25 protein-coding genes, 1 tRNA gene and 1 riboswitch are annotated in these 25,257 nt (G+C 57.8%); of the genes, 15 read left to right on the forward strand and 11 right to left on the reverse strand.

What is annotated here, in order from left to right:
• Positions 1-483 (forward strand): hypothetical protein (locus tag CR254_RS15875; RefSeq protein ID WP_180956037.1); only part of this gene is annotated, 483 nt, incomplete at its 5' end.
• 296 nt (positions 484-779) lie between these two features.
• Here the strand turns inward: CR254_RS15875 and CR254_RS15880 are convergent.
• The gene (locus CR254_RS15880; protein ID WP_097931742.1) at positions 780-1,370 is read right to left on the reverse strand and encodes a TetR/AcrR family transcriptional regulator; all 591 of its coding nucleotides are present in this window, start codon (positions 1,368-1,370) and stop codon (positions 780-782) included.
• A 249-nt stretch (positions 1,371-1,619) separates the two neighbouring features.
• On the opposite strand from CR254_RS15880, the gene CR254_RS15885 reads away from it, so the two are divergent.
• The 5 genes from CR254_RS15885 (at position 1,620) to CR254_RS15905 (ending at position 7,642) form a co-directional block, all read left to right on the forward strand.
• Positions 1,620-2,345, forward strand: coding sequence for a DUF1499 domain-containing protein (locus CR254_RS15885; protein ID WP_097931744.1), 726 nt, complete (start codon positions 1,620-1,622; stop codon positions 2,343-2,345).
• A 75-nt stretch (positions 2,346-2,420) separates the two neighbouring features.
• A complete protein-coding gene (locus CR254_RS15890) occupies positions 2,421-4,205 on the forward strand; it encodes an ABC transporter ATP-binding protein (RefSeq protein WP_097931746.1) in 1,785 nt (594 codons plus the stop codon).
• Positions 4,202-6,034 (forward strand): ABC transporter ATP-binding protein, encoded by a 1,833-nt coding sequence (locus CR254_RS15895; protein WP_097931748.1) that lies wholly within the window; start codon positions 4,202-4,204, stop codon positions 6,032-6,034. The genes CR254_RS15890 and CR254_RS15895 overlap by 4 nt, the downstream gene beginning before the upstream one ends.
• A 50-nt stretch (positions 6,035-6,084) precedes the next feature.
• Positions 6,085-6,612 (forward strand): ricin-type beta-trefoil lectin domain protein, encoded by a 528-nt coding sequence (locus CR254_RS15900; protein ID WP_145996760.1) that lies wholly within the window; start codon positions 6,085-6,087, stop codon positions 6,610-6,612.
• A 103-nt stretch (positions 6,613-6,715) separates the two neighbouring features.
• Positions 6,716-7,642 (forward strand): YHYH protein, encoded by a 927-nt coding sequence (locus CR254_RS15905; protein WP_097931752.1) that lies wholly within the window; start codon positions 6,716-6,718, stop codon positions 7,640-7,642.
• A gap of 502 nt (positions 7,643-8,144) precedes the next feature.
• Here the strand turns inward: CR254_RS15905 and CR254_RS15910 are convergent.
• Both CR254_RS15910 and CR254_RS15915 read right to left on the reverse strand, forming a co-directional pair.
• Positions 8,145-8,729: a 3'-5' exonuclease gene (locus CR254_RS15910; protein WP_180956038.1), complete on the reverse strand. Its 585-nt coding sequence runs from the start codon at positions 8,727-8,729 to the stop codon at positions 8,145-8,147.
• On the reverse strand, positions 8,726-9,298 hold the full coding sequence (locus CR254_RS15915; protein ID WP_245851695.1) for a TetR/AcrR family transcriptional regulator: 573 nt from the start codon (positions 9,296-9,298) through the stop codon (positions 8,726-8,728). The genes CR254_RS15910 and CR254_RS15915 overlap by 4 nt, the downstream gene beginning before the upstream one ends.
• 44 nt (positions 9,299-9,342) lie before the next feature.
• On the opposite strand from CR254_RS15915, the gene CR254_RS15920 reads away from it, so the two are divergent.
• From CR254_RS15920 to CR254_RS15930, 3 genes are read left to right on the forward strand one after another with little or no spacing between them, the layout of a single operon-like run.
• The gene (locus CR254_RS15920) at positions 9,343-10,284 is read left to right on the forward strand and encodes a haloalkane dehalogenase (protein WP_245851697.1); all 942 of its coding nucleotides are present in this window, start codon (positions 9,343-9,345) and stop codon (positions 10,282-10,284) included.
• A 16-nt stretch (positions 10,285-10,300) separates the two neighbouring features.
• A complete protein-coding gene (locus tag CR254_RS15925; protein WP_097931758.1) occupies positions 10,301-10,972 on the forward strand; it encodes a hypothetical protein in 672 nt (223 codons plus the stop codon).
• Between the two features lie 10 nt (positions 10,973-10,982).
• On the forward strand, positions 10,983-11,363 hold the full coding sequence (locus CR254_RS15930; RefSeq protein WP_097931759.1) for a hypothetical protein: 381 nt from the start codon (positions 10,983-10,985) through the stop codon (positions 11,361-11,363).
• Here the strand turns inward: CR254_RS15930 and CR254_RS15935 are convergent.
• Complete coding sequence (locus CR254_RS15935; protein WP_097931761.1) at positions 11,360-11,959, reverse strand: TetR/AcrR family transcriptional regulator; 600 nt, start codon at positions 11,957-11,959, stop codon at positions 11,360-11,362. The genes CR254_RS15930 and CR254_RS15935 overlap by 4 nt on opposite strands.
• A 153-nt stretch (positions 11,960-12,112) precedes the next feature.
• Between CR254_RS15935 and CR254_RS15940 the strand changes: the two genes are divergently transcribed.
• A complete protein-coding gene (locus CR254_RS15940) occupies positions 12,113-13,111 on the forward strand; it encodes an alpha/beta fold hydrolase (RefSeq protein WP_097931763.1) in 999 nt (332 codons plus the stop codon).
• Positions 13,112-13,129: 18 nt separating this feature from the next.
• Positions 13,130-13,909: an SDR family oxidoreductase gene (locus CR254_RS15945; protein ID WP_245851699.1), complete on the forward strand. Its 780-nt coding sequence runs from the start codon at positions 13,130-13,132 to the stop codon at positions 13,907-13,909.
• 169 nt (positions 13,910-14,078) lie between these two features.
• Here CR254_RS15945 and CR254_RS15950 read toward each other — a convergent pair whose 3' ends face one another.
• Both CR254_RS15950 and CR254_RS15955 read right to left on the reverse strand, forming a co-directional pair.
• On the reverse strand, positions 14,079-14,378 hold the full coding sequence (locus CR254_RS15950) for a putative quinol monooxygenase (RefSeq protein WP_180956039.1): 300 nt from the start codon (positions 14,376-14,378) through the stop codon (positions 14,079-14,081).
• A gap of 81 nt (positions 14,379-14,459) precedes the next feature.
• Entirely contained in the window at positions 14,460-15,464 is a 1,005-nt protein-coding gene (locus tag CR254_RS15955) for a zinc-dependent alcohol dehydrogenase family protein (RefSeq protein ID WP_097931769.1), read from the reverse strand.
• A 186-nt stretch (positions 15,465-15,650) separates the two neighbouring features.
• On the opposite strand from CR254_RS15955, the gene CR254_RS15960 reads away from it, so the two are divergent.
• Entirely contained in the window at positions 15,651-16,199 is a 549-nt protein-coding gene (locus CR254_RS15960) for a TetR/AcrR family transcriptional regulator (protein WP_245851702.1), read from the forward strand.
• 508 nt (positions 16,200-16,707) lie between these two features.
• Here the strand turns inward: CR254_RS15960 and CR254_RS15965 are convergent.
• Both CR254_RS15965 and CR254_RS15970 read right to left on the reverse strand, forming a co-directional pair.
• Positions 16,708-16,795: transfer RNA gene (locus tag CR254_RS15965), tRNA-Ser, on the reverse strand.
• A gap of 72 nt (positions 16,796-16,867) precedes the next feature.
• On the reverse strand, positions 16,868-18,523 hold the full coding sequence (locus CR254_RS15970) for a thiamine pyrophosphate-dependent enzyme (protein ID WP_097931773.1): 1,656 nt from the start codon (positions 18,521-18,523) through the stop codon (positions 16,868-16,870).
• Positions 18,524-18,648: 125 nt separating this feature from the next.
• On the opposite strand from CR254_RS15970, the gene CR254_RS15975 reads away from it, so the two are divergent.
• Positions 18,649-19,728 carry a CaiB/BaiF CoA transferase family protein gene (locus CR254_RS15975; protein ID WP_097931775.1) on the forward strand — a complete coding sequence of 360 codons (1,080 nt, stop codon included), beginning with the start codon at positions 18,649-18,651 and terminating at the stop codon, positions 19,726-19,728.
• On the forward strand, positions 19,728-20,516 hold the full coding sequence (locus CR254_RS15980; protein ID WP_097931777.1) for a maleylpyruvate isomerase family mycothiol-dependent enzyme: 789 nt from the start codon (positions 19,728-19,730) through the stop codon (positions 20,514-20,516). Before CR254_RS15975 ends, CR254_RS15980 begins: the two co-directional genes overlap by 1 nt.
• Here the strand turns inward: CR254_RS15980 and CR254_RS15985 are convergent.
• From CR254_RS15985 to CR254_RS15995, 3 genes are all read right to left on the reverse strand, one after another.
• Positions 20,513-20,986: a protein-tyrosine phosphatase family protein gene (locus tag CR254_RS15985; protein WP_097931779.1), complete on the reverse strand. Its 474-nt coding sequence runs from the start codon at positions 20,984-20,986 to the stop codon at positions 20,513-20,515. The genes CR254_RS15980 and CR254_RS15985 overlap by 4 nt on opposite strands.
• The gene (gene glpK / locus CR254_RS15990; RefSeq protein WP_097931781.1) at positions 20,983-22,479 is read right to left on the reverse strand and encodes a glycerol kinase GlpK; all 1,497 of its coding nucleotides are present in this window, start codon (positions 22,477-22,479) and stop codon (positions 20,983-20,985) included. Before glpK ends, CR254_RS15985 begins: the two co-directional genes overlap by 4 nt.
• A 300-nt stretch (positions 22,480-22,779) precedes the next feature.
• Entirely contained in the window at positions 22,780-23,715 is a 936-nt protein-coding gene (locus tag CR254_RS15995) for a lipase family protein (protein ID WP_145996761.1), read from the reverse strand.
• 133 nt (positions 23,716-23,848) lie between these two features.
• Positions 23,849-23,928: riboswitch (SAM riboswitch) on the forward strand.
• A gap of 30 nt (positions 23,929-23,958) precedes the next feature.
• On the opposite strand from CR254_RS15995, the gene metZ reads away from it, so the two are divergent.
• Positions 23,959-25,146 (forward strand): O-succinylhomoserine sulfhydrylase, encoded by a 1,188-nt coding sequence (gene metZ, locus CR254_RS16000; RefSeq protein ID WP_097931785.1) that lies wholly within the window; start codon positions 23,959-23,961, stop codon positions 25,144-25,146.
• Positions 25,147-25,257: the final 111 nt, after the last annotated feature.

Below are 25,257 nucleotides of genomic sequence, written 5' to 3' on the forward strand. Positions count from 1 at the left end.
GCCGAGGATATGAAGAGGCTGGAGACGCGGCAGGCCAGTCTGGAAACAGCAATGGCGCAGGAAGCGGAGGCCATTGAGAAAGAAAAGCAGGCTGTGAGGGCAGAGCGACAACAGGCGCAGGACCGACTGGCAGCGGCGCGACGCGCCAAAGAGTCCTTTGATCTGGGCGTCACCGCGATCGAGGCCGTCCTGGTTGAAACCGAGAACGAAACGCTCACCTACGATCCGAACACAGGCAAGACAACAATGCAGGACCCCACGCCGGTGCAGAACGCGCCACCAAAACTGCGGACACAGATCGTGCAGCTCGCCAAACGGCTCGCCTTCGTGGAGAGCAGACTCTTCGCGCGCATCTTCCGACTGGACGAACAGATCAGCAGGCTGCGGGCGTTCCTGGAGCGCAACGATGTTGACCGGCAGGCGAAGCGGGACGCGCAACAGATCATAGACGATGTCGCGAGCGATGAACCGGAGATGCGGTAAATGCCCAAATGAATTTGTTGGGCTATCTTTCGATTTTTGCCTTGGAAGGGGTCTCTTGCACGGCCGCAAGCTTGGTGCGGTAAGGGCGGAGAGCTGACTTTCGCCGCGAATTGCACCGAGGTCCGCTATGCGGGACAAAACCGCCGTTCGAAATTCCTAAGTAGTGGTCTGCAATCCGCTCTTAGCCGCCGTTCGCATTCACGCAGCAATTCCGCGCGGCAACTCGTGGAAGGAGGCTGTCGCCGTGTCTACAAAATTGTTGCCACTGCGAAAGAACACGGCGCGGGGGGGAGACGTCAGTCCCTCGCAGGCAGAGTCAAAAGAACTGAGGCCTCAAGCAGGCCTTCCCAGGCCATGTCCAGCGCCGCACCAAGTGAAAGGTCTGGTTCATGGTTCCAAAGGTAAATCGCCCGCCCAATCGCGCTGGTGGTTGCGCCGGCGAGCGAAGCAGCGGTCTGACGGTTTTGCACGCGCTTGCACAAACAATCCGTGAGTTCGTCGCGTTCCATCTTCAGAAACCCTTCGAGAATACCGCTTGCCTTCTCGTTCGATCGTATGACCCGCCCCATCATCTTGATGATGGGATCGTCCTTGCCCAGATCTTCTATGTGCCGGTCCAGAAACTGTTTGATATCATCCGCCAGCGCACCGGTTCCGGCAGCCAAAGCGTTTTTGTCCTCTTCTCGGAACGGGGGCGGAGCCCCCACGGCGGCGGCTTCCTTGTTTGTGAAATAATTAAAGAAGGTGCGCGTGCTGACACCCGCGGCGGCAGCGATCTCTTCCGTCGTTACGTTCTCAAGCTCATGTTGATGTGCCAACTCCAACGTGGCGAGCTGAATTTCACGCGCTGTTTGCTGTCTTCGTCTCTCTCGTAACGAAACTGTCATTTTCTAAAACTTTGCATGGTGTGCAATATTTGCGTAGTAAGCGCTAAAATCGCCGAATAGTCAAGGATTGAAGGTCCGATGAGAGTCAGCATGTTGAGAATGATCGGTGAGCCACACTGAAAATTGCCACTGGCGCCGGTGCAGCCGCGTCACGGCAGGCAGGCGGATAACCTGCGGAACGTTAAAGACAAAATAGCGCGGCCAAACAGGCGCGCGACACTGATAGGTAATGAAAGGCCTTTTGAAACGATGAAACACTTTGGAAAAATTGCACTCTTGGTAGCCGTTCTGGGCGCCCTTGCCGTCGCGCTGATCGTATCTGGCGCACGTCTGGGCCTTTGGCAGCCGATCACAGGCTTCGGGCTCTACCGGTCCTATTTCAATCCACTGGCGATGATTGTGGCGGCTGTGGGTGTGATCGCTCTCGTGATTCATAGTCTGCGCAAGGAACGTAACGGGGTGCTTCTGGCCGGGGTGGCAACGCTTGTCGGCCTTGTCCTTCTTGCGCCGATGGCCCAGTCCAAGCTCAACCCAACGCCCCGCGCGGCCCCGATCCACGATATCTCGACCGACACCACGAACCCACCAGTGTTCTTGGTTCTTGACGAGACGCGCGAGGGCGCCAGCAACACCCTTGAATACGGCGGGCCGGAACTGACAGAGGCCCAGGCCGCAGCCTATCCCGACATCGCCCCGCTTGAAACGGATATGTCCGCAGATGCTGCTTACGCGCGCGCCTTGACGGTTGCCCGCGACATGGGATGGGACATTGTGGCTGAGGATGCAGAAGCCCTACGGTTCGAGGCCGTCGCCCGCACATCTGTGTTCTACTTTGCCGATGACGTTGTCGTCGTTGTCACAGCGCAAGACGAGGGTAGCCGCGTTGATATGCGGGGGGTTTCCCGTGTGGGTCGTAGCGACCAAGGCGTGAACGCCGCGCGTATCCGCGATTTCCAGCAGCAGTTTGGTGCGTAACCAACACATCCTTACGCGTGTTCCGTGGCCCCTGCGGGCCACGGAGATGGCAGGATACAATTTCGAAAGCGGCACATGACGGACAAGACAGAAAAGGAAAATCACGGGCCGCATAGTACAAGCGCGCTGTCGTGGCGTGGCAGGCTTTTGCAGTACAAATGGGCGCTTTTGGCAATTTTGCTCTGCCAGATCGGACAGGTCACAGCTGCTCTGTTGTTGCCGAGTCTCAGCGCCGATGTCATTGATATCGGGATCGTAGGGGACGATTCCTCGACCATTCTATACTATGGCGGGCTTATGGGACTTGCCGCTGCGGCCCAGCTGGTGCTGAGTGCCACCGCGGTTTTCCTCGGGGCGTCTGTTGCCTACAGCATCGGGCAAAGCCTTCGGGCGGACGTCTTTGCCAAGGTCCATAGCCTTGCTTTGTCGCAGGTTCAGGATTTTACGGCCGGATCACTCATCACGCGCTGTACCAATGATGTTTTGCAGGTCCAGTCGATGTTTATCATGGCCTTCACGATGATCATTGTCGCCCCCATCATGGGCATCGGCAGCGCGATCATGGCGGTGCGACAAGATGCGCAACTGTCGGTGCTTCTGGTGTTTTCGGTCCCTGTATTGATGGGCCTTATCGGCTTTCTAACGATCAAGGCCGTGCCGCTATACCAACGTATTCAGACGCAACTTGATCGGGTGAACAGCATCCTGCGGGAGCAGATCGAAGGCATTCGCGTCATTCGCGCCTTTTTGCAACAGCCGCGCGAAGCCACGCGTTTTGACGGCGCAAACACGGATTTGACGGGCACGTCCATTCAAGCAGGCCGATTGATGGCGATGATCATGCCCTCGCTGACGGCGGTGATGCAGCTGACATCGGTGGCCCTGATCTGGGTCGGTGCCAGCCGCGTGCGTGACGGCGATCTTGAGGTCGGTTCGCTCATTGCGTTCTTGTCTTATGTCGCGCTGATCCTGATCGGGGTGATGATGATGGGGATGATGATCGTCATGCTGCCACGCGCGCTGGTCAGTGCGCGACGCATCACCACGCTGCTGCAAAGCCCAATCGAAGTTGGCCCGCCATCAAACCCCAAACCGCTGCCGCCGCGTGGCTCGGGGCTGCATCTGCGGCTTGAGGATGTCGGGTTTGGCTATCCCGGCGCGGAGGCTATGGTGATCGAAGACATCACTTTTGATCTTGGGCCGGGCGAAACTCTGGGCATCATCGGTGCGACGGGTTCGGGGAAGTCGAGCATTCTCAACCTGATTGCCCGTCTGAATGATCCAAGCGTCGGGCGCGTTACCCTCGCGGGTGTCGATCTGCGTCAGATCGCGCTGCAGGAATTTTCCGCGCATATCGGTTATGTGCCGCAGAAGGCCTACCTTTTCTCGGGCAGCATCGCGGATACCCTGCGGCTTGGAAGTCCGGTGGCGGATGAGACCACGCTTTGGAAGGCTCTCGAAATCGCACAAGCCGCCGATTTTGTCCGCGCCATGCCCGATGGTCTCATTTCGCCCGTGGCGCAGGGCGGTTCGAACTTCTCTGGCGGGCAGCGCCAGAGGCTTGCGATTGCCCGTGCACTTGTGTGCGATGCGGATATCTACCTGTTTGACGACAGCTTCTCTGCCCTTGATCAGGCGACGGATCGCAAGCTGCGCGCCGCCCTGAGAGGGGCCGTTAGCCATGCGGCCACGGTGATTGTCAGCCAGCGGGTCGCGTCGATCCGCGATGCAGACCGGATCCTTGTCATTGAAAAGGGCCGCATGGTCGGCCTTGGGCCCCATGACACCCTGATGCAGGACTGCCCCGTCTACGCTGAAACCGTTCACTCTCAGGCAGGCCCCGAGGAGGACGCAGCATGACCATGACCGAAGATAAAAAACTCGAAACTGTTTCAAGAACACAAGGCAGCGCCCCCGGGCCAAGAACGCCGGGCGGTTCCGTTGCCGGAGAGAAACCAAAAGCTGCAGGGGATGCCGCGCGGCGGATCTGGTTAGCATTTGGCAGCAACCGCAAGATTTTGATCGGGACACTTGTTCTGAGTTTGGGCAGCGTTATCGGTAGCACGATCGGCCCTTGGCAGTTGGGCCTTGCGACCGATCTTCTAGTCAGCGACGGCTTTACGCTTTCGGCCCTTGTGCGCCAGCTTTTGCTGGTGGCGGCGATCTATTTGGTCGCTTCGGGTCTCAATTTTGCGCAGGCTTGGCTGATCAACGATCTGGTGCAGAACATGGGGCGCGATCTGCGTCAGGCCGCGCAGGCCAAACTTTCCCGCGTGCCGCTTAAATGGTTCGATGCCCAGCCGCGCGGAGAGGTCCTTTCGCGACTCACCAATGATATCGACAACATGGTGCAGAACCTGCAACAGGTTGCCAGTCAGGCGATGCTGTCGCTGATGACCATTGTCGGCGTGCTGATCATTATGGTTGTGTTGTCTGTCCCACTCGCAATTGCTGCCGTGGTCGCGATCGGGATTTCAATCGGGGTATCGCGCCTGTTAAGCGGCGCCGCCCAACCGCGATACGCCGAGCAATGGCGCGAAACAGGCCATTTGAACGCATTGGTGGAAGAGTCCGTCACGGGGCAGGCCTTGATCCGCGTTTACGGCGCAGGTGATCGCGTGGGTCAGCGGTTTGCCGAAAAGAACAGCACCCTTGCAGGGGCGAGTAGGCGGGCGCAGGTCTTTGCCAGCCTGATCCAGCCCGCGACGATGTTCGTGAACAACTTTGCCTATATCGCAGTGGTTGTTTTCGGGTCTTTTCAGGTGTTGGGGGGCGCGCTCACCCTTGGCGGGGTGCAGGCGTTCATCCAGTATATCCGCCAGATCGGCCAGCCAATTTCGCAGCTGGGCAGCATGGCCGCACAGGTGCAGTCCGCCCTTGCCTCGGCGGAGCGGGTGTTCGAGTTGCTGGACGCGCCCGAAATGTCGACCGACACTAAAGAGACAGGGCTGGACACGCCGGTCAAAGGCCATGTCCGCTTTGCGAATGTGGGGTTCCGCTACATTCCGGATCAACCCCTGTTCGAGGATGTCAGCCTTGAGGCAGCGCCCGGTCAGATGCTGGCCATCGTCGGCCCCACCGGTGCGGGTAAGACCACATTGGTCAACCTGCTGATCCGCTTTTACGAGATCGACAACGGGGTGATCGAGCTTGACGGACAAGATATCGCCGCCATGCCGCGAGGTGCGTTGCGGCGTGCTATGGCGATGGTGTTGCAAGATTCGTGGCTTTTCACCGGAACGATCCATGACAATATCGCCTATGGTCGCCCAGAGGCGACCCGCGAAGAGGTTATTGCAGCCGCCAAACGCTGCCATGTGGATGACTTTGTCTGCACCCTTCCCGACGGGTATGACACTGTCCTCAGCAACGGCGGTGCGCAGCTGTCCCAAGGACAACGTCAGCTGATGACAATTGCGCGGGCCTTCTTGCTCGACGCGCCGATCCTTATTCTGGACGAAGCCACAAGTTCGGTCGACACCCGCACGGAAATGCAAATCCAGACAGCTATGGCCGATCTGCGCCAAGGCCGCACAAGCTTCGTTATCGCCCATCGTCTTTCGACGATCCGGGACGCGGACATGATCGTTTATATGAAAGACGGGACAGTGCGCGAAACCGGAACGCACGATGAACTCATGGCCTTGGAAGGGGGGTATTGGAACCTCCAGAGCGGGGCGCAAACCTGATCCTGTGGATCAAAACTGCGCCCGAATCCGCAACACGAAAGGACCTAACGATGAGATATTGCACCACTGTTATCGCCACCGCACTGAGCTTTGCCGCGCCCCAAACCCTGTTTGCCGAAGCGCTGACGATCCAAACAGTCGGGCCAATCATCTACCTTGCCGACAACCTCGGCGAAGAGGCCATGCTTGGCTGGTGCATCGACACCGAAGGCCGCGGTTTGAGTGATCAACTGCACGCACATACCTGCAAGCCCACGGGCGATGACGTGCTGTTCTCGTTCGAGCCTGACACAGGCAGCATCACATCGGCGACCTATGACGACATATGCATGACCTACAACGCGCCGGACAACGTAGAAAACCCGTTTGGACTGATCGCATGTGACGAAACAGACCCGACGCAATCATTCGCTTATGATGAGGCCAAAATGGAAATCCATCTGGCCGCCGATACAGCCCAATGCGTGACGGTCGCGCCGACCATCGACGATGCCGGCCCGTTCCAGTCGCGCGATCTGATAGTCGCGGCATGCGCCGACCTTGAGCCAGCTTTCAAGCAATGGGTCATTCGCGATTAAGGCCATCACGCGAGGTTCCGGGGCCTGCATGCTCCGGCACTCCGGCGCCCGGCTGGCCGCATGACTTGAACGCACCGCACCCATCCCGCTACAGGAGAACTCCATGACGATCCGCAACAAAACGTCCTATGTCGCAGCCGCAGCGATGTTAGGTTCCGCGATGGCACCGCAAGCCCAGGCACATGACATCACCGACGCATTCCTAACGGAACGTTCCGCGAATTGCGCGGATTACGTCGCTGAACATACAGCTTCCGTCACGGATCTGTTTACCAAAACACAATATGACGCTGCGGTCGCGATCACCACAGACGGCCAGACCTGTACGATTGCATCGAACGCCGTGCCCAATCACGACTTCAACACCGTGGAAGGGTTCGTCAACGGGTTCTCCGAGCAAGATCAGGCCTATACGATCACGGCGACACCGACTGTGGCTGAAACGCCGATGCCGCTCACGCTTGGCATGGACAATGCGGTGTTCCTGAATGGTGTAAAGCTCGATCTGCTTGCGGCTGGCTGCTACGGCATCGGGGACGGCCTGTTTGGGTGTTTCGACATGACCACGCCCTACCGCTTTGATCCGATGGGTGCCGCGAGCAACATGTTCGGAACGGATGCACATAATGCGCATACCCAGACCAATGGGCTTTATCACTACCACGGCAACCCGTTGGCATTGTTCGAACAAGTCGCCCCAGATGCGGCGCCGCCTGTCATCGGTTTCGCGGCAGACGGTTTTCCGATCTTTGGTCGCTATATCAACGACGACGGCACGATCCGTGCCGCCACCACAAGCTATCGCTTGAAAACGGGCACGCGTCCGGATGGGGATGATGGCCCCGGCGGCACCTACGATGGCACCTATGTGGACGACTGGGAATTCGTTGAAGGACTGGGTGATCTGGACCAGTGCAACGGCATGATTCAGGACGGTGTTTACGGTTATGTCGTGACCGCGACCTATCCGCATGTCATGGCGTGCTTTACCGGAACCCCCGATCCGTCCTTTCTGAAACCGCGTCCCTGAGCGGCTCAGCAAACAAAGTTTCCTTCCGTCCCAAGGTGAGCGATGGCACAGGAGCTTCGATTGCCATTCGGATCCCCCGCAGTCCTGCAGGTCTCCGAATGCGGTTGCTGTGTAAGAAAATTGAGCACAGCTTATTGCTGGCTTTAGACGGCTCGCCAAATTCTGGCTCAATTTCACGGCGTATCTCATTTCTCTTACACCGTCGCCGTCTAATTCATGCACCTGCAGCGAATGACTGCTCTCTGCCGATTGCAGCAATGTGAACAGTTTGCAGCATCCGTCACTCTGGGCTCGAAGGAGACCTTTGCTGCGAGCCGGACCAATGTCGGCATTGGGCCGTTCGCGTCAATAGACGCAACGGGCGGAGAGCGGTCGTTCGCTGCGGTTTGCCGAGAGGTCAACTATTCGGGACTTTGCTGCCATTCACCCAGTTGGCGCAAATGTCTGCTACAAGCCAGAAGCAGGCATACCGGATCAGATTTGGTCGCGAGGACGTACGTAGCTAGAAAGGCCACGACAACTGAATAGGCTTAAGCCGCAATGCGTCGATAACGCTTGATCCTTGCGGCACGTCCTGCGCCCGGAGCACGACCATTGCGGCGGCGCGGGCGTCTTCGCCTGCATCGTGATGGTGAAACTCAAGGTCCAGAACCTTTTTGAGGTTGGCCAATCCGTGACCACCATTCCCTTTTAGCTCTGGCCAAGCGGCGCGTGCTATCGAAACACTGTCATGCCAACTCAGGCGCGCACGCGGCAAGCCACAGGATTTACAGGCAGCTTTGATTGCGTGTTCATCAAACCTGCTGTGTTGGATCATCGCATGGCGGGCCAGCAAAGGCAGAAGTGTAGGCCAAACTTTAGAAAAACTCGGCGCATTGCGCACTGTTTCAGGGCCGATCCCATGCAGATTAGTATTGAACTGGGCGAAAGGCACCTGCGGGTCGATATATGTCGACCACGTTTGAATAACTCCATCCTGTTTCACACAAGCGATGCCAATTTGACAAATGCTCGCGCTGTCTCCGTTGGCGGTTTCAACATCCAAGGCGATGAATTGGAAATCCCCGTCAGGCAAAGCGACGATCATTGCAGTGACCCGCGCAGTCGAGATTTTAGAACCGCGATGAGTGTATCAGAATACGCCCGCAGCACCGTGGCATCATTCGTCAGCCGAGAATAAGACCACAGCCCCTGAACCGAGATCATCGTATAGCGCGCAAGGTCGTCAATCTCTGGCTGGGTGAGCGGCCCACGGGGGCCGTTTTCATTTGTGAGCGCGTGGCGAAAGCCATCTGTCAAACGGTCGCAATGCGCCTGTAGCTTCGCCCGTGTTTCTACATCGATTTCAGGTATTTGAGTGAGGGTGTTTCCCACAAGGCAACCACGACCAAACCCCCCAGCCAATTCAAACCGCGTCAGGAGGTTGCACAGGTAAGTTTCAATGCCGTCGATACCTGTGCCGGACGCCTCGACCGGGGCGAAAGCGGGCGTCACCACGGTCTCTTGATAGCGGTCCAGACTGGCGTGGAACAGATCCTGCTTGCCGCCAAAATCCGCGTAGATGCCCGCGCGGCTCACCCCAGTTTCGCGCACAAGATCACCCATGGAAATAACATGATAGCCGATTTTCCAAAAGGCGTTCAGGGCGTTGTCCAACAGGCTTTCGCGGGATTGGGATTTGGCTCTGGGCATTTTCGTCCTTGTTTAAGAATGATCGTTCTTCTACATCTGAGCCGACTCAACCACAAGCCCGAGGTGCCCCCATGACGACGTCTTTCCGCGACAAAAAGAAATTTGCCACGGTTCATGGTAAACAGATGGCCTATATTGAGGAAGGCACCGGCGATCCGATTGTGTTCCTGCATGGCAACCCGACGTCATCTTATCTTTGGCGTAACGTGATGCCGCATCTGGCAGGTAAGGGACGTTTGATCGTGCCAGATATGATCGGCATGGGCGACAGTGACAAGCTCGATAATTCCGAGCCTGATAGCTACACCTTTGTTGAACAGCGCAAATATCTGTTTGCCTTATTGGAACAGTTGGGCGTGACGGAAAACGTAACGCTAGTCATCCACGACTGGGGTTCCGGGCTTGGTTTTCACTGGGCGCATACGCATGAGGGCGCGGTCAAAGGCATCGCGTTTATGGAGGCCATCGTCGCTCCTGTCCCAAGCATGGACAACTTCCCCGAAAAAGCCCGAGAGACCTTCGCGGCCCTTCGTTCGCCCGCCGGAGAAAGCATGGTTCTGGAAAAGAACCTGTTCGTCGAAGCCATTCTGCCCGGCTCGATCCTGCGCGACTTGACTGAGGAAGAAATGAACGAATACTGCCGCCCGTTTGCGAATGCGGGCGAGGATCGGCGTCCGACATTGACGTGGCCACGTCAGATCCCGATTGGCGGGGAGCCAGCGGAAGTGGTTGAAATCGTCAGCGCCTATTCGCAGTGGTTGGCGCAAACGCCGGTCCCCAAACTGTTCGTCAATGCCGAACCCGGCGTGATGATCGCGGGGCCCGTGCGTGAACTGGTGCGAAGCTGGCCCAACCTGACCGAGGTTGCGGTGCCGGGATTGCACTTTGTGCAAGAGGATTCACCAGACGAGATCGGCGCTGCTGTCCGCGACTGGCACGCAGACTTGTAAGCGCGAGGGATCGGCTATGGCGACCAAGATTTCGGCGTTTGAACCGGTGCCGGACATGCCCGGCCTGTTTACTGCGATCAAGAACAACCTACGTTGCACGGCGGTTCTATTGCAGACTGGGCAGGTCTGCCTGTTCAGTCCCGTTTCAGGGCTAAGTGACGCCGCGAAATCAAGTTTGGACGAAATCGGCGAAGTCGCCTTTCTGTTCGCCCCGAACGGGTATCATAACGGCGGTCTTGTTGAATATGCTGCGACGTTTCCAGCAGCATCGCTGGCTGCACCACCTGTCATGCATAAGCGGCTAACCGACCGCACAGGGCTCGCGTTTGACGGGATAGAGGCGCTTCGTGACAGCTTGCTGACTGGGATGCGTTTGGAAGGTTTGAACGGCCTGAAAAATGGCGAAACTTGGGTGATTGCACAAATCGACGGGCGGTGTCTTTGGCATGTTGTTGATGCTTTTGGTGGGCAGCCGAACAAGGACATGAAAGTTGGCCGCGATATCAGACCCAACACCGTTTTCCCAACTTTTGGGATGAAGGATCGCGCGGTGTATCTGGCGCATCTAAAGGCGCTGCTCGGGTCGGACACGCCCGATATGATGCTGCCCTGTCACGGTGCATTAACAGTCGCCGCAGATATCCCACAACAAATCGCCGGGATATATCCCGACCTGAACGACGCGTAAGGCCAAAACAATGTTCAAGAAATTCGTTGTTGCCACAGCATTGCTGAACTTTCTCTTCGCCCCAATGGTGATCGCGCAGGCTGTCCAAAACCCAGCCCCCGCCAGCTTCGTATTCTCCTTCACCATCGCCGGTTTTTTCATGATGGCAGCGTCGCTCCTGATTTGGGCGAGCCGTGATCTGCCCGCCCGCGCTCCGGTTCTATTTTGGAGTGCCGTATCCCGTTTGGTCGCGATTACGACGGTCACCTATGCGGTGCCAAATGGGCTTGCAGACCCTTCGCAGTATGCCTTTGTCGTGTTCGACGGCGTTACCGCGATTATTTACATCCTTGGCGCATTGCGCGTGACGGGGCGGTCGTTTCTGGATTTCCTTTTGTGGCGGATCGCCTAAGCGCTAACCCGCCAACTGTTCACCGTTGCGCGGGCCATCTTTCGCAAGCCTTCGGATGCAGCAACGTCACCCGCATCTCGGTTTATCAATGCTGATGCCATCATCATGCCTTTGACAAATTCACCAGCGGCATGGGCGTCCACGTCTTCGCGGACCTCTCCCTTGGCTTTGGCGCGCTCAACCAGACCTGTTGCGGCGACCAAGAGGTGGTTGAAATAGGCGGCCGTCTGTTCACGGATGGCATCGTTTTGCAGCGCCGCGTTTTCAACCGTCGTGTTCAGATACAGGCACCCGTATTTTTCCCCCGCGCCATTTGCTATGTCAGCCTCAGACGACCAAAGGCGGTCCAGCGTATCAAGGGTATCGCTTTGCTCGATTGGGGCGACGATGGTCCGTCGGATGTCCTGCCCGTACAGTTTCAGCGCTTCCAGGAACAATCCGTCTTTGCCGCCAAATTCCGTGCGGATGGCGAACCGTCCGATACCGACGATGTCCTCGATCGCGCGAATCCCTAGCGTTTGAAAGCCGTGCTCGCGAAACGCATCACGCGCCTTCGCGACGGCATCCTGCCTGTCATAGCTTTTCTGTCTGGCCATTTCTCTTCCTTACGAGGCAGCGGCTTCATCATCTGCTGCCGCATTCCAAATTTCTTCTTGATCCTATTTCACTACACTCGTATGTGTCAATCACAACGAACGTAGTGAAATAGCTAATCGACTTTTTGGATTCACAAAACAAGGAAGCCTAGAATGAAACCAAATACTCTTATGTCCCTCGCAATTGCCGGCATGGTCGCGCTGTCGCCCGTGGTAACACCCGTCTTTGCCGATCCGGTTCCTTTCAATGCCGATCCCGCCGACGAACGGCTGCGGCCCTTCACTGTCGACAAAGAAGAATACCCGTTCCGCAGCCATTGGTTCGAACGCGACGGTGTTGCGATGCACTATATCGACGAAGGTGAAGGCTTCCCGATCGTGCTGACCCACGGCAATCCCGACTGGTCGTTCCTGAACCGCAACATCATCAAAGACATGTCGGCCGAAGCACGCGTTATTGCCTATGATTTGCCGGGGTTTGGCTTCTCTGACACACCCGAAGGCTTCACGTGGACCCCACAGGAACATGCTGAATGGATCACAGCACTGGTGAATGAACACCTAGAGTTGGAAGAATTTATCCTTGTTGTTCAGGATTGGGGTGGCCCAACTGGACTGTCCGTGGCCACTGAGAACGCTGACAAGATCGCAGGCCTCGTGATCAGCAACACATGGGTCTGGCGCCCCGAAGGCGCAATGGCTGATTTCTCCGCGTTTATGGCCACGCCTGACATGCAAACTAAAATCCTCGAAGAAAACGCTTTTGCTGGCGCGTTGATGGCATCCGGACTGAACCCGGTATCGCAGGCCAACCCTGCCATTACCGATGCCTACGCCATGCCGTTCCCGACGCCTGAATCGCGCGCGGGCACTGCCTATTTTCCCGTCGCCATCAGCGAACAACAAGAGTGGGTGGCCGCGATCGAAGGCAAGCTTGATCAGTTCGCCGACATCCCCGTCGAGCTGATCTTTGGCGAGCTCGATGAGCTTCTGGGTACCGAAGAGGCAATCGCCCGCTGGCGTGGCCACTTCCCTCAAGCGCCCGTGCAATTGCTGCCAGCCGCGAACCATTTCACCCAAGAGGACAGCCCTGAAAGCTTTGGCCTGTCGCTGCGTCGTCTGCTGAGCCAGATCGAGGGCGACAACGATTGATCTTTCCGGCGGGTCTTGTTGGCCCGCCTCAACAACATGAAAATACGAGGAAATCCAAAAATGAAAAACGTAAAAAACAAGGTTGTCGTCATAACCGGGGCCTCTGGCGGAATTGGCGAGGCGACTGCCCGTCATCTCGCGTCGCTCGGTGCAAAGGTGGTGCTGGGGGCGCGTCGAAAGGAACAACTCGAATCCATCGTCGCAGACATCCGTGCCGCAAGTGGCGAGGCCGAAATGGCTGTGACCGATGTTGCAGATGCCGCGCAGGTCAAGGCACTGGTCGCGACTGCCAAGCAAAGCTTTGGCCATGTCGATGTCATGATCAACAACGCGGGCCTTATGTCGATTGCACCGATCACCGAAACGCTGGTCGATGAATGGGATCGCATGATCGACATCAACATCAAGGGCGTCCTTTATGGTATTGCTGCGGCACTGCCCGAATTCACTGCCCAGAACAGCGGCCATATGATCACCATCGGGTCCATTGCCGGGCACAAGGTGTCGCCAGGTGGCGCGGTCTATAGCGGCACGAAGTTTGCCGTGGCTGCGATCAGCGAAGGGCTACGTCAGGAAATCGGCAGGGCGATCCGCACGACCATCATCGAACCCGGTCTGATTGACACAAACCTGAAAGCAGGCAGTTCACATGAAGGCAGCGCTGCGGCGATTGGCGAAGTCTACAAGATGGCAATTTCACCGTCAGCTATCGCCAATGCTATCGCATACGCCATATCCCAACCCGCTGACGTGGATGTGAACCAGATCGTCCTGCGCCCAACCGTGCAAGATTTCTAGGGCAAGGATAAAAGATTGCGGCTCGGTCAAGGTGGCATCCTCGACCGGGCCAACAGCGCTGCGTTTCACTGCAAAAACCTAAGCCTTGGAATGCCAATGCAACAGGTGCGAGACGTTTTACATCGCTATGGCATTATTTCACGTTTCCATATCGTCTACTGGAAGCATCTTAATTCGTCAGATCACGCTCATTGGATGCATCGTACTTTTGTATATCCATCTTTATCGTGCCCATCCATTTCCCCATCACTTCCGCCATTTCAGGACGTTGCGTATGGGCGGTCAGCGCATCTTGGTCCTTCCAGCGCTCAACAGTCAGCACCCGCCCTGATGCCTGATCATCCATCGCAATGCTGTAGAAGAGGCAACCGTCCAACTTTCGGGTATTGGCCACAAAGTCCCGCGTATCGGCGAGAAATTCGGCCACGTCGCTTGGGGCCAGAGTGATGTGGCCCATGAGGATTAACATATCGGTTTCTCCAATTTTGTTGAAGCCCGGTAAGGGCACGCTCGGGTGCCCCATTCACAGAGCACCCGAAGTTTGCCGCCTTTAGTCTTCGTATGTCACGGTAATCTTGCCAAAATGCGAGCCGCTTGCCTGATGCTCAAACGCCTTGCCAAGTTCATCAAATGCAAAGCTGCGATCAATCACGGGGTGGACGTCCTTGGCCTCAAGGAGCGCAATCATATCCTCTTGCATCTCTTTGTTGCCAACGGCGAAGCCGGACATCCGTTTATGACCGAGGATCAATGAAATCACATCAAGCTCGGCAATCGGTGAATCCAAAATCCCGATAATGGCGATGTGCCCGCCAATGGCTGTGGCGGCGATGGATTGCTTGAGTGTGGTTCCTGCTCCCATGTCCAAAACGTGGTCAACGCCACCAGAGCGTTCAGCGATGGTTTTCCCCCACTCTTTATCCGTGCGGTAGTTGAAAACTTCATCCGCGCCGAGGTCTTTCAAGCGGGCCATTTTCTCCTCGGAAGATGACGTCGCATAGACATATGCGCCTAGGGCTTTCGCAATCTTCAACGCGAAAAGAGACATGCCACCGGTGCCTTGAACCAAGATGGATTGACCGGCTTGCAGGTTGCCTTCAACGACCAAAGCGCGCCAAGCCGTGAGGGCGGCACAGGGCAACGTGGCGGCTTCCTCAAAGGTATAGTTGCTTGGCATGCGGGTCAGCGAATTTGCGTCCACAGAGGAAAATTCAGTCGCAAACCCGTCAACGGTATCGCCGCTCATGGCTTGCGTGTTTTCGCCCGTTGGTTTGCCATCAAGCCACTCGGGGAAGAACAAGCTCAGAACTTTATCGCCCTCTTTCCATTGACTAACACCGTCGCCCACGGCAACCACTTCGCCCGCCCCATCGGACATCGGCACGCGGCTTTCCTCAACGGAGATACCACCCACGCCAACCATAAAATCATGGAAGTTGAGAGAGGTCGCACGCCAACGCACCAGCACTTCGCCCGCCGCAGGGGATGGTGTAGCCTGCTCAACAATCTTCAAGTTCTCAAAACCGCCGGGCTTGCTGACTTGGTAAGTTTTCATCTGAGTTTACTTTCCATCTTGTGTTGAAATCCGCCGCATAGAATGGGGATTGAATTCGCTTATATTTTTTCGTAACTACGGGTACGAAAATTGACTGTCAACAATAAAGTACCAAAGGTTACGAAAATGAATCCTGAGGAAATCACACGCTCTCGCGGTCGCCCCAAGACGCTAGACAGGGAACATGTGTTGAAAACGGCGATGCTGAGCTATTGGCAGGAGGGCCCCACCGAAGTTCCCATCGGAGAGATTTGCCGCAGATCCGGCGCATCCAAGCCCGCGCTGTATCGAGAGTTCGGAAGTGATGACGGGCTAAAGAACGCCGTTCTGGATGCCTATCGGGATTTGATGCTTGCCCCCATCCACGAAATCCTGGCAGGTGATATACCGTTTGATCAAGCGCTGGACGCACTGATCGAATTTGTCAGCAAAGATCGAAGCGTTGAGAATCTACCGGAAGGCTGCCTTTTCGTTGCAATGCGCATGCAGCAAAGCACAATTGGTGATTTGACCAACGCGAAGGTTGAAGAGCTGCACGACGAGATGATCGGCAAGTACTGCGAATGGATTGAACGCGCGAAATCCGAGGGGAAATTCAGCAGCGACATTCCCACAGAGGTCGCGGCCTATCACCTCTGCACCCAAAGCAATAGCGCACTGTGGTTGGCCAAAACAGGGCTGTCTCACGACCTTATCAAAAGCATTCTGCAATTGGCCTTCGCGCCGCTGCGCTAGCATCTTCCTCGACAGCGAAATCTGATCATTTCTACGAGTATGTGAAATTTACAGGAGTGTGACTGATCGCATTATGAACGCTTTCAGCAGTGACACATCGTGTGGACTTCAAATGCCATTGAAACCGGCCGTATCGGGCTGGCCGCGTCGCGTTAAAAGAAGGCATGGTGCCTAGGCCTACAATGCGGTCATTTGTGCAATTTGCAGCATTTGTAAGTAAGGGCTCGAAGGAGACTTTTGCTGCGAACCGCACCAATGTTTGCTTTGGGCCGGAACCGACAATAGGACTGCAGGCGATCAGAGTTAAAATCATGCGTGCCCAGCGAGAAAAGCGAAAACGGCTCTCTGCCAAAGAAGGTTAGCTAGACCTGATGGCAAAATATCGCCGAAGTGGCTAGATTTGGAATGTGGAAACGCGCCAAGACTACACAAAACTGTACCTTGAAATGTACCCACGCAACACGAACCAGAAAAAATCAAGTAATCCCAGCATGTTCGCTAGAATAAATGGCGGAGCCGAAGGGATTCGAACCCTCGGAACCTTTCGGTTCACACCCTTAGCAAGGGCGCGCCTTCGACCACTCGGCCACAGCTCCGCAGATGGGTCTATCAGGGGCATCGGGCTGAGAACAAGGGCGAAAACGCGCAAATCGTCAGGAAATTTTCAATCAACCTTTGTTTAGTGCCGCAGCACGCATTTCTGTGATGGTTTGACCGGGTGTCAGGGCCTCTGCCGCGATATCCAGATGCAGAACGGCGGCGGTTCCACTGGCGCAGGCGGCGGCAAAGGCGGCCGGGAAATCCTCGGTTCGGGCGACTCGCTGTCCGAATAGGCCGCATGCCTGTGCTAGGGCCGCGAAATCGGGGTTCTTTAGGTCCGTTCCAGATACGCGGCTGGGATAGGTGCGCTCCTGATGCATGCGGATCGTCCCATAGGTGCCGTTATCCAGGATGAGGAAGATCGGCGTCGCGCCCTCCTGCGCTGCCGTGGCCAGCTCCATTCCGGTCATCTGGAAATCCCCGTCACCGGCAAAGCAGACCACACGCCGCTCTGGCGATTCGATGGAGGCAGCGATGGCTGCCGGTACGCCGTAACCCATTGCACCCGATTGCGGCGCGAGCAGATTGCGTGCACCTCCAACCGGAATATGGCGGGACGGCCAAACCGCGAAGTTCCCGGCGCCATTGGTCAGCACAGCATCCGCAGGCAGCACCTCGCGCAGATGGGCACATACCGCGACCATATCGACGGGGGAGGGTTGCGGCCGAACATTGAGGACGGCATCGACACCTGCACGCGCACGTTCGCGCCACGCAGAACGGTCGGCGCTGTCGGGTAGGTGCATATCTGACAAGGCAGCAATCATCCGGTTCGGACCGGCATGAATGCTCAGCGTGGGGGCGTAAATCTTACCCAGCTCACTATCGGACGCATGGGCATGGATCAGGATTTGTTCGGGGTTGGGAACGCGCAGCAGGGTGTAGCCGTCAGTCGTCATCTCACCAAAGCGGGCATTGATGGTCAGGATTACGTCCGCTTCACGCAGCAACCCCGCCGTCGCGGCAGCCATTCCAACGCCTGCATCACCGGCATAGCAGGGTGATGTGTTGTCCATCAGATCCTGCCTGCGGAACGAGACGACGACTGGCAGGTCCAAACGCTCCGCCAGTGCCTGCAATGCACGGCGCGAGGTTTCGGTCCAGCCAGATCCACCAGCCAGCAGGATCGGGCGCTTTGCCTGCGATAGGTGCTGGGTGATTGCGGCGATATCGCTAGCATCAGGCGCTGCTTCGGGCCGCTGCGTGGCGGGGGCAGGTTTGCTGTCTGTTGTCGCGGTCAGCATATCCTCGGGCAGGGCGATGACCACGGGACCGGGGCGGCCCGAGGTTGCGACAGAATAGGCGCGGGCCATGATTTCAGGAATGCGGTCGACGTCGTCAATCTCAACCGCCCATTTGGCCATGGTGCCAAAGACGGCGCGGTAGTCCAGTTCCTGAAACGCCTCGCGGCCCCTCATATCCGTGCCGACCTGACCGACAAACAGAATCATCGGGGTTGAGGATTGCATGGCGGAATGCACGCCAATTGCCGCATTTGTAGCACCGGGCCCACGGGTAACAAAGCACAGGCCGACTTCTCCGGTCAGCTTCGCCCATGCCTCCGCCATAAAGGCTGCTCCGCCCTCATGCCGCGCATTAACAAAACGGAACTCCCGATCACGCATTGCGTCGAGCACCGCCAGATAGCTTTCGCCCGGCACGCCAAATCCGATACGCCCGCCCTGTGCCAGCAGGCACTCCATCAACACTTCACCACCGGTCATAACGCGCTCTCCCACTATAATTTTCCACAGACAAAGCTGCGCTGGTGGCATCGTCAACCCCTTGTCGCTCTTGCCGCTGGGCAGGCGATGGGCAACTCTGTTCGAAAAAGTCTGGGAGGACGAATATGGGGCCGTTAAAGGGCATCCGAGTGGTGGAGTTTGCAGGTCTAGGGCCGGGGCCCTTTGCCGCGATGTGGCTTGCCGATATGGGAGCAGATGTCGTGCGCATTGACCGCCATGACGGGCGCGATCCGTTTCCGATGGAATACGACGTTCTGGCGCGGGGGCGCCGATCCGTCACCGCAAATCTGAAATCGGACGAGGGGCGCGAACTGGCGCTCAAGCTGATGGACGCCGCCGATCTGGTAATCGAGGGGTTTCGCCCCGGCGTGATGGAGCGTTTGGGTTTGGGACCTGAGGAGGCCTGTGCTCGCAATCCGCGCCTGATCTATGGTCGAATGACCGGTTGGGGGCAGGACGGCCCATTGGCCCAGGTGGCAGGGCATGACATCAACTATATCGCGCTGACCGGTGCGCTGCATGCAATTGGTGAGGAGAAGCCGCAACCGCCGCTCAACTTGGTCGGCGATTTTGGCGGTGGTGCGATGTATCTGGTCGCCGGTTTGCTTGCCGCTTTGGTCGAGCGTGGAGTCTCGGGTCGTGGGCAGGTCGTGGATGCCGCTATCGTTGATGGCACCGCGCATCTGATGGCGATGATCTATGGCATGCAGGCAAACAAGATGTGGCAGGACCAACGCAACGCAAACCCGCTGGACGGTGCCGCGCATTACTACCGGTGCTATGCCTGTGCTGATGGCGCGTGGCTGGCCGTCGGCGCGATTGAGCCGCAGTTTTATGCCCTGTTACAACAGCTAACACAGGCCGAGGGGATAGACGGGCAGTCCAATCCCGATGATTGGGCGGCAAAGGGCGGTATCCTTGAGCAACTGTTCCTGACGCGCCCTCGTGCCGAGTGGTTGCAAGTGTTGGAGGGAACGGATGCATGTGTTGCGCCTGTCCTGTCCATGCAGGACGCGCCGCAGCATCCGCACATGGCTGCGCGTGGGGTATTCGCACAGCGCGATGGCGTTACACAGCCAACACCCGCACCACACCTGTCCCGCACCCCCGGTGCGCTGGACCGTCCGCCACCTGTTAAGGGTGCAGACCTGAATGATGTTTTGACCGATTGGGAGATTAGCTGATGCAACAGGCAATGGATTTTCTTGAGGAGGCCCGCGCACTGCACCGCCTGATCAGCGCTCGCCCCGTTTCCTTTTTGGATGAAGTAACCCTGTTTAAGGGCTGGACGGTCGAGGATATCATCCGCCACCTATATATCTGGGACGGTATGGCGGATCTGTCTCGCCTCGACCCTGATGCCTTCGCGGTTAATATGCAGCAGGTTGCCGCAGGGGTGATGACCGGAAACACGCGGGAGGTTGAGCGCGCCTATTGCACTCTGACCGGACGGACATTGATCGCCAAATGGCAGGCGCAATATGAGCGTATGGGCGCGGAATGGGCGATGGTGGACCCCAAGCAACGCTTGAAATGGGCGGGGCCGGATATGTCCGCACGCTCGTCAATCTCCGCCCGCGTGATGGAGATTTGGGCCCATGGGCAGGCTGTATTCGACATTGCAGGCGTCACTCGTCAGCCCACCGCGCGGCTATGGAATATCGTGATCCTCGGCGTGAATGCCTTTGGGTGGAGTCACAAGGTGAACGGGTTCGATATGCCTGATGCGATGCCCCAGCTACGCCTGTCGCTGAATGGCGAGGTGCGTGAGTGGGGCGATCCGCAGGCGGGTCGTATCGAGGGACCGGCAGAGGCCTTTGCGCAGGTGGTGGTCCAAACCCGCAACATCGCCGATGTTCCCTTGACCGTTACGGGTGATGTTGCCGAACGCTGGATGCAGACGGCGCAGTGCTTTGCAGGGCCGCGAAATGCTCCACCAGCCGCGGGTGTTCGGCATATGTCAGATCGTTAATGTGGCGTGCCCGACCCAGCCCATGCAAGCTGATCGGGCGTTTCCACCGCACAGGGGCGTACCGCGCGCAGGCGTGCCAATGCATCCGGTGCTGCCTCACCCTGTTCGACCAACATGCGCAGCGCAATCATGCCGGATCGCCCGCAACCGCCGCGACAATGGACAATCACGCCCTGACCAGCCGCAAGGCGCGCGTGGACCGCAGGGGATAATTGCGCCCATAGATCGCGGATATTGGCATCAGGCGTACAGAAATCCGTAATCGGCAGATGTTCCCAATCCACTCCGATTTTCGCCAAAGCGGGGGAAAGGGGGCCGCCCATCTCCGCCGTTGTGGTCATGGAGATGACGAGGCTTGCCTGCCAGTTATCGATATCCGCGATCGCATTCTGATCGGGCAGGGGCATGATGCCAATACGCCCTGCGCCGATCGTTACTGTGGGGATGTTGTGATAGACGCCGTCCCTCATGTCGTGCTGAGGGTCCGGCGCACTGCATCACACCAGCCGGCATATTTACGGTCCACGGTTTCCACGTCCATTTCCGGCGTGAACTGTCGGTCCAGCTGCCAGCGCTGGGCGAATTCTGCTGGGGAACCCGCAATGTCGCTCTGCATCGCGGCGAGGTAGGCAACGCCCAGCGCGGTTGTTTCACGCACAATCGGGCGGTCTACAGGGGCCTGTAGCTGATCCGCCAGCGCCTGCATGGTCCAGTCACTGGCCGTCATGCCGCCATCAACACGCAATACGGTTTCACCGGTTGCGGCGCCGTCCTTTTTCATCGCCTCGAACAGATCGCGGGTCTGATAGGCGACGCTTTCCAAGGTTGCCTTGGCAATCTCGGCCGGTCCGGTGTTGCGGGTCATGCCAAACATTGCACCGCGTGCCTCTGCATCCCAATAGGGCGCGCCAAGGCCGGTAAAGGCCGGTACGAGGTAGACATGCTGTTCAGGGTCAGCATCCTGTGCCAGTCCGCCAGCCTGCCCCGCGGAATGGATCAATCGGACACCGTCGCGCAGCCATTGCACGGCGGCACCCGCGATAAAGATCGAGCCCTCAACAGCATAGGTCGGCTTTCCACCGATCTGATAGCCAATCGTGGTCAGCAACCGGTTATCAGACACAACAGCCTTGTCGCCGGTATTCAACAGCGCAAAACATCCCGTGCCATAAGTCGATTTCATCATCCCCGGCTCAAAGCACGCCTGCCCAACGGTGGCGGCCTGCTGATCGCCTGCAACGCCACGAATAGGAACGGACGCGCCCAGCGTTTCGCCACTGGTCATGCCGAATTCCGCTGCGCAGTCCATCACCTCTGGCATCATCGAGGATGGGATATTCCACATATCCAGCATATGCGTGTCCCAGCACCCCTCATGGATATTGTACAGCATGGTGCGGGCCGCATTGGTGGCATCGGTGACGTGCCGCTTGCCGTCTGTCAGCTTCCAGATCAACCAAGTGTCCACGGTGCCAAAGGCAAGACGCCCCGCATTGGCCAAAGCGCGCGCGCCCTCAACATGATCTAACAGCCATGACAGCTTGGATGCGGAAAAGTACGGGTCAAGCAGCAGACCGGTGCGCGCGATGACCTCTGCCTCGTGCCCCTCGTCCCGCAATCGCGCGGTGGTGTCCGCAGTGCGGCGATCCTGCCAGACGATGGCACGGTGAATGGCGTGGCCGGTATCCTTGTCCCAAACCACCACGGTTTCACGCTGGTTGGTAATGCCGATGGCGGCAATCTGGCGGGGGGTTAGTTCGGCATCGGTCAGGGCGGTCCGCACGGCGCGCTGGGTCGAGGCCCAGATTTCCTCGGCATCATGCTCGACCCAACCGGACTGGGGAAAATGCTGCCGGAACTCGTACTGGCCGGAGGCAACGGGCCGCAACTGATCGTCAAACACGATTGCGCGTGAGGAGGTCGTGCCCTGATCCAAGGCTAAGATGTGCTGCCCGCTTTTCATCAGTTGCTATCCTTATATCCAATTAGAATGCCGTGCCTGCCCTCTGGTCCGGTAGGTTGGCGCATAATTCAAGTTTTAAACAGCACCCATCATGCCCTGTCGGCTGCTGCCTCTGCGATAGGTTGGGTGGTATGATATTGCGGGAGCGCAGCGCCTTCAATGCGTGGCTGATCGGCGCCGCAATTCATCAGGCTCAATGGGGGCATATCCCGCATCGTGATGCAGGTTTTCCATAGGATGGGCCTCATCCAGTCATATATCTCAATCGGTCGGAACAGAATACCGAGGATAAACCCCAGCCTAGGCGCCGCGCATCCTGTTCACGGGCAGGTAGCTGCTAAGCGTGGTCATCCAGCCGCTGGATTGGCGTTGCTGCGGTTGCGCTAACGCGGCAATCCTCTCAGCGGTCCAAATACCGGGGCGGTCCAGTAACTCGGAATAAAGCGGCCCCGTGCCCGCGCGCGTGTAAAAGCTCCAATGGCATTTCCCACGCGGCGCTGGGCCTAGCGCGTGGCCGCGTTGGGCCAGTGCGTGTTCAGTGATCGGATCGTCGAGGGTTAGCGTGCGCACCCCCTCAATAGGGCGTGCTGATCCCATGGCGGGGCCACGGCCCGGTGCAGCCCATTCGAACATCGCATCGTAGCGGGCATTTGTGCGTGCGCGGACATTGGTAATGCTGGTCGTCGTCGGTGCCTGTGCAATCATTTGTTGCGCGACATTTGCCCGCTCCGCCGCGCCCCACAGCAGAACCTGCCCTGGCTCTGCGGCTTTCATATGGGTCAGGGCCGATAGCGCGACCCGTGCGCCTAGCGAGTGCCCGATAATGTCGATCCGGCGCGTCGGGTCTAGCTCGGCAATCCGGTCTGCTAACTTGGCAACCTGCTGCGCAACCAGCCCTGCGCGTTGATACACCGCTGGAAATCCGCGCATAACGGCCAGCGTCCCGCGACCCTGATACATAGCGGGCCAGCCGATGCCCAATGTTGGACCGCTACGTTGCAAGAGTTGCGGCCAGCTGACCATGCGGGTGCAGTCTGTTTCCGGGCGCTGGGCATAGATCAGGCGATGCGGGTCGCGCACGGTAGGGTCATTCGTGCTGGGCTGATGTAGGGGGCAATATCTGAACCCGTGTAGCATCAGTGTGACGGGGCCGCAGTCCCGCTCCAGAACCCGATCGAGGGCGGGGTCGATTGGCGCACCAGCAGCATCAGCCGCCAGATGCGTCTGTGTTGCCACACATTGCATCATTGCCTGCCTCGGGTCGGTTTTTACTATGTTTGAATGTGATCCCACAATGCGACGGAAAGGTTCACATTTCGTGAAGAACCAATGACGCTGATGCCGTTGACCACCTGTGTTAGGGGGCGTAAACAGACGCCGTGGCGATTTGTTGAACCGGATTGCGGGCCACGTAAAACAAGCCGCTAAAGAGGTCGGACCCCGCGCGGGGCCGATCGTCGCGCAGGGAAAGGAACCCCGATGACATCTTCAGACAACTCGTGGAATGACCGTACAAAACTGGTCCATTCCGGCGCCCGCCGTTCGCAATATGGTGAGGTCGCAGAATCCATCTATCTGACGCAGGGCTTCGTTTATCCCAGCGCGGAGGCAGCCGAGCAACGCTTTGTTGAACTGGGGCAGGACGAATTTATCTACGCCCGCTACGGCAACCCGACAGTTGCCGCGTTCGAGGACCGGATTGCCGCGCTAGAGGGGGCCGAGGCTGCCTTCGCAACCGCATCCGGCATGGCGGCTGTAAACGGTGCGTTGTTCTCGATGCTAAAGGCGGGCGATCATATCGTCAGCTCGCGCGCGTTGTTCGGATCGTGCCTGTATATTGTTGAGGCATTGCTGCCCCGTTTCGGGGTTGAGGTTACCTTCGTTGACGGCACCGATCTGGATGCATGGCGCGATGCAGTGCGCGATGACACAAAGCTGGTGTTCTTCGAGACCATGTCGAACCCCACGCTTGAGGTAATCGACGTTGCCGCTGTGGCTGAGATTGCACATGCCAAGGGCGCGCTGGTCGTGGCCGATAACGTCTTTGCCACGCCGGTTCTGATGCGCGCGATGACGCTGGGCGTAGACGTGGTGATCTATTCCGCGACCAAGCATATTGACGGGCAGGGCCGCTGCCTTGGCGGTGTTGTGCTGGGCAGTGAGGATTTCATTCGTGGCACGCTGGAGCCGTATCTGAAACATACTGGCGGCGCGTTGAGCCCGTTTAATGCGTGGGTTTTGCTGAACGGCATGACAACGCTGGACCTGCGCGTGCGTGCGCAGGCAACCAGCGCGGCGCAATTGGCAGATAGCCTGGCCGAACATCCCGCCGTGCAGCGTGTGATCTATCCCGGCCGCGCCGACCATCCACAGCATGCGGTTTCGGCCCGCCAGATGCAAAATGGCGGCACGATGCTGGCGCTGGAACTGGCGGATAAGGAGGCGGCGTTCCGTTTCCTCAATGCCTCGAACATTGCAGTGATTTCCAACAATCTGGGCGACGCGCGCAGTATCCTGACCCATCCGACAACCACAACGCATCAGCGTTTGAGCGAGGAAACACGCCTTGAACTGGGCATTACCCCAGGTCTGGTGCGCTTCTCTGTCGGGTTGGAGGATGTGGCCGATCTGACCGCTGATCTGCTCGCCGCGCTGGATCAGGCCTAACCATAACTGCGCGCCATCCATGGGTGACGCGCAGTATGTTTTGGGATCGCGACCAGATGTCCGTCGAAATAGTGGCGGTTCGTGCCTATATTGGCTGAACCTGTCGTTTTT

The organism is Pontivivens marinum, from assembly GCF_900231835.1.
GTDB classification, from domain to species: domain Bacteria; phylum Pseudomonadota; class Alphaproteobacteria; order Rhodobacterales; family Rhodobacteraceae; genus Pontivivens; species Pontivivens marinum.

What these genes read in the sequence shown, in the direction of transcription:
- CR254_RS15895 (WP_097931748.1), top strand. Translation starts at nt 4,202, where the DNA reads ATGACCATGACCGAAGATAAAAAACTCGAAACTGTTTCAAGAACACAA.
- CR254_RS15900 (WP_145996760.1), top strand. Translation starts at nt 6,085, where the DNA reads ATGAGATATTGCACCACTGTTATCGCCACCGCACTGAGCTTTGCCGCG.
- metZ (WP_097931785.1), top strand. Translation starts at nt 23,959, where the DNA reads ATGACATCTTCAGACAACTCGTGGAATGACCGTACAAAACTGGTCCAT.
- CR254_RS15950 (WP_180956039.1), bottom strand. Translation starts at nt 14,378, where the DNA reads ATGTTAATCCTCATGGGCCACATCACTCTGGCCCCAAGCGACGTGGCC.
- CR254_RS15910 (WP_180956038.1), bottom strand. Translation starts at nt 8,729, where the DNA reads ATGATCGTCGCTTTGCCTGACGGGGATTTCCAATTCATCGCCTTGGAT.
- CR254_RS15970 (WP_097931773.1), bottom strand. Translation starts at nt 18,523, where the DNA reads ATGACCGGTGGTGAAGTGTTGATGGAGTGCCTGCTGGCACAGGGCGGG.
- glpK (WP_097931781.1), bottom strand. Translation starts at nt 22,479, where the DNA reads ATGAAAAGCGGGCAGCACATCTTAGCCTTGGATCAGGGCACGACCTCC.
- CR254_RS15935 (WP_097931761.1), bottom strand. Translation starts at nt 11,959, where the DNA reads ATGGCCAGACAGAAAAGCTATGACAGGCAGGATGCCGTCGCGAAGGCG.
- CR254_RS15940 (WP_097931763.1), top strand. Translation starts at nt 12,113, where the DNA reads ATGAAACCAAATACTCTTATGTCCCTCGCAATTGCCGGCATGGTCGCG.
- CR254_RS15930 (WP_097931759.1), top strand. Translation starts at nt 10,983, where the DNA reads ATGTTCAAGAAATTCGTTGTTGCCACAGCATTGCTGAACTTTCTCTTC.
- CR254_RS15955 (WP_097931769.1), bottom strand. Translation starts at nt 15,464, where the DNA reads ATGAAAACTTACCAAGTCAGCAAGCCCGGCGGTTTTGAGAACTTGAAG.
- CR254_RS15885 (WP_097931744.1), top strand. Translation starts at nt 1,620, where the DNA reads ATGAAACACTTTGGAAAAATTGCACTCTTGGTAGCCGTTCTGGGCGCC.
- CR254_RS15890 (WP_097931746.1), top strand. Translation starts at nt 2,421, where the DNA reads ATGACGGACAAGACAGAAAAGGAAAATCACGGGCCGCATAGTACAAGC.
- CR254_RS15980 (WP_097931777.1), top strand. Translation starts at nt 19,728, where the DNA reads ATGCAACAGGCAATGGATTTTCTTGAGGAGGCCCGCGCACTGCACCGC.
- CR254_RS15925 (WP_097931758.1), top strand. Translation starts at nt 10,301, where the DNA reads ATGGCGACCAAGATTTCGGCGTTTGAACCGGTGCCGGACATGCCCGGC.
- CR254_RS15975 (WP_097931775.1), top strand. Translation starts at nt 18,649, where the DNA reads ATGGGGCCGTTAAAGGGCATCCGAGTGGTGGAGTTTGCAGGTCTAGGG.
- CR254_RS15880 (WP_097931742.1), bottom strand. Translation starts at nt 1,370, where the DNA reads ATGACAGTTTCGTTACGAGAGAGACGAAGACAGCAAACAGCGCGTGAA.
- CR254_RS15905 (WP_097931752.1), top strand. Translation starts at nt 6,716, where the DNA reads ATGACGATCCGCAACAAAACGTCCTATGTCGCAGCCGCAGCGATGTTA.
- CR254_RS15985 (WP_097931779.1), bottom strand. Translation starts at nt 20,986, where the DNA reads ATGAGGGACGGCGTCTATCACAACATCCCCACAGTAACGATCGGCGCA.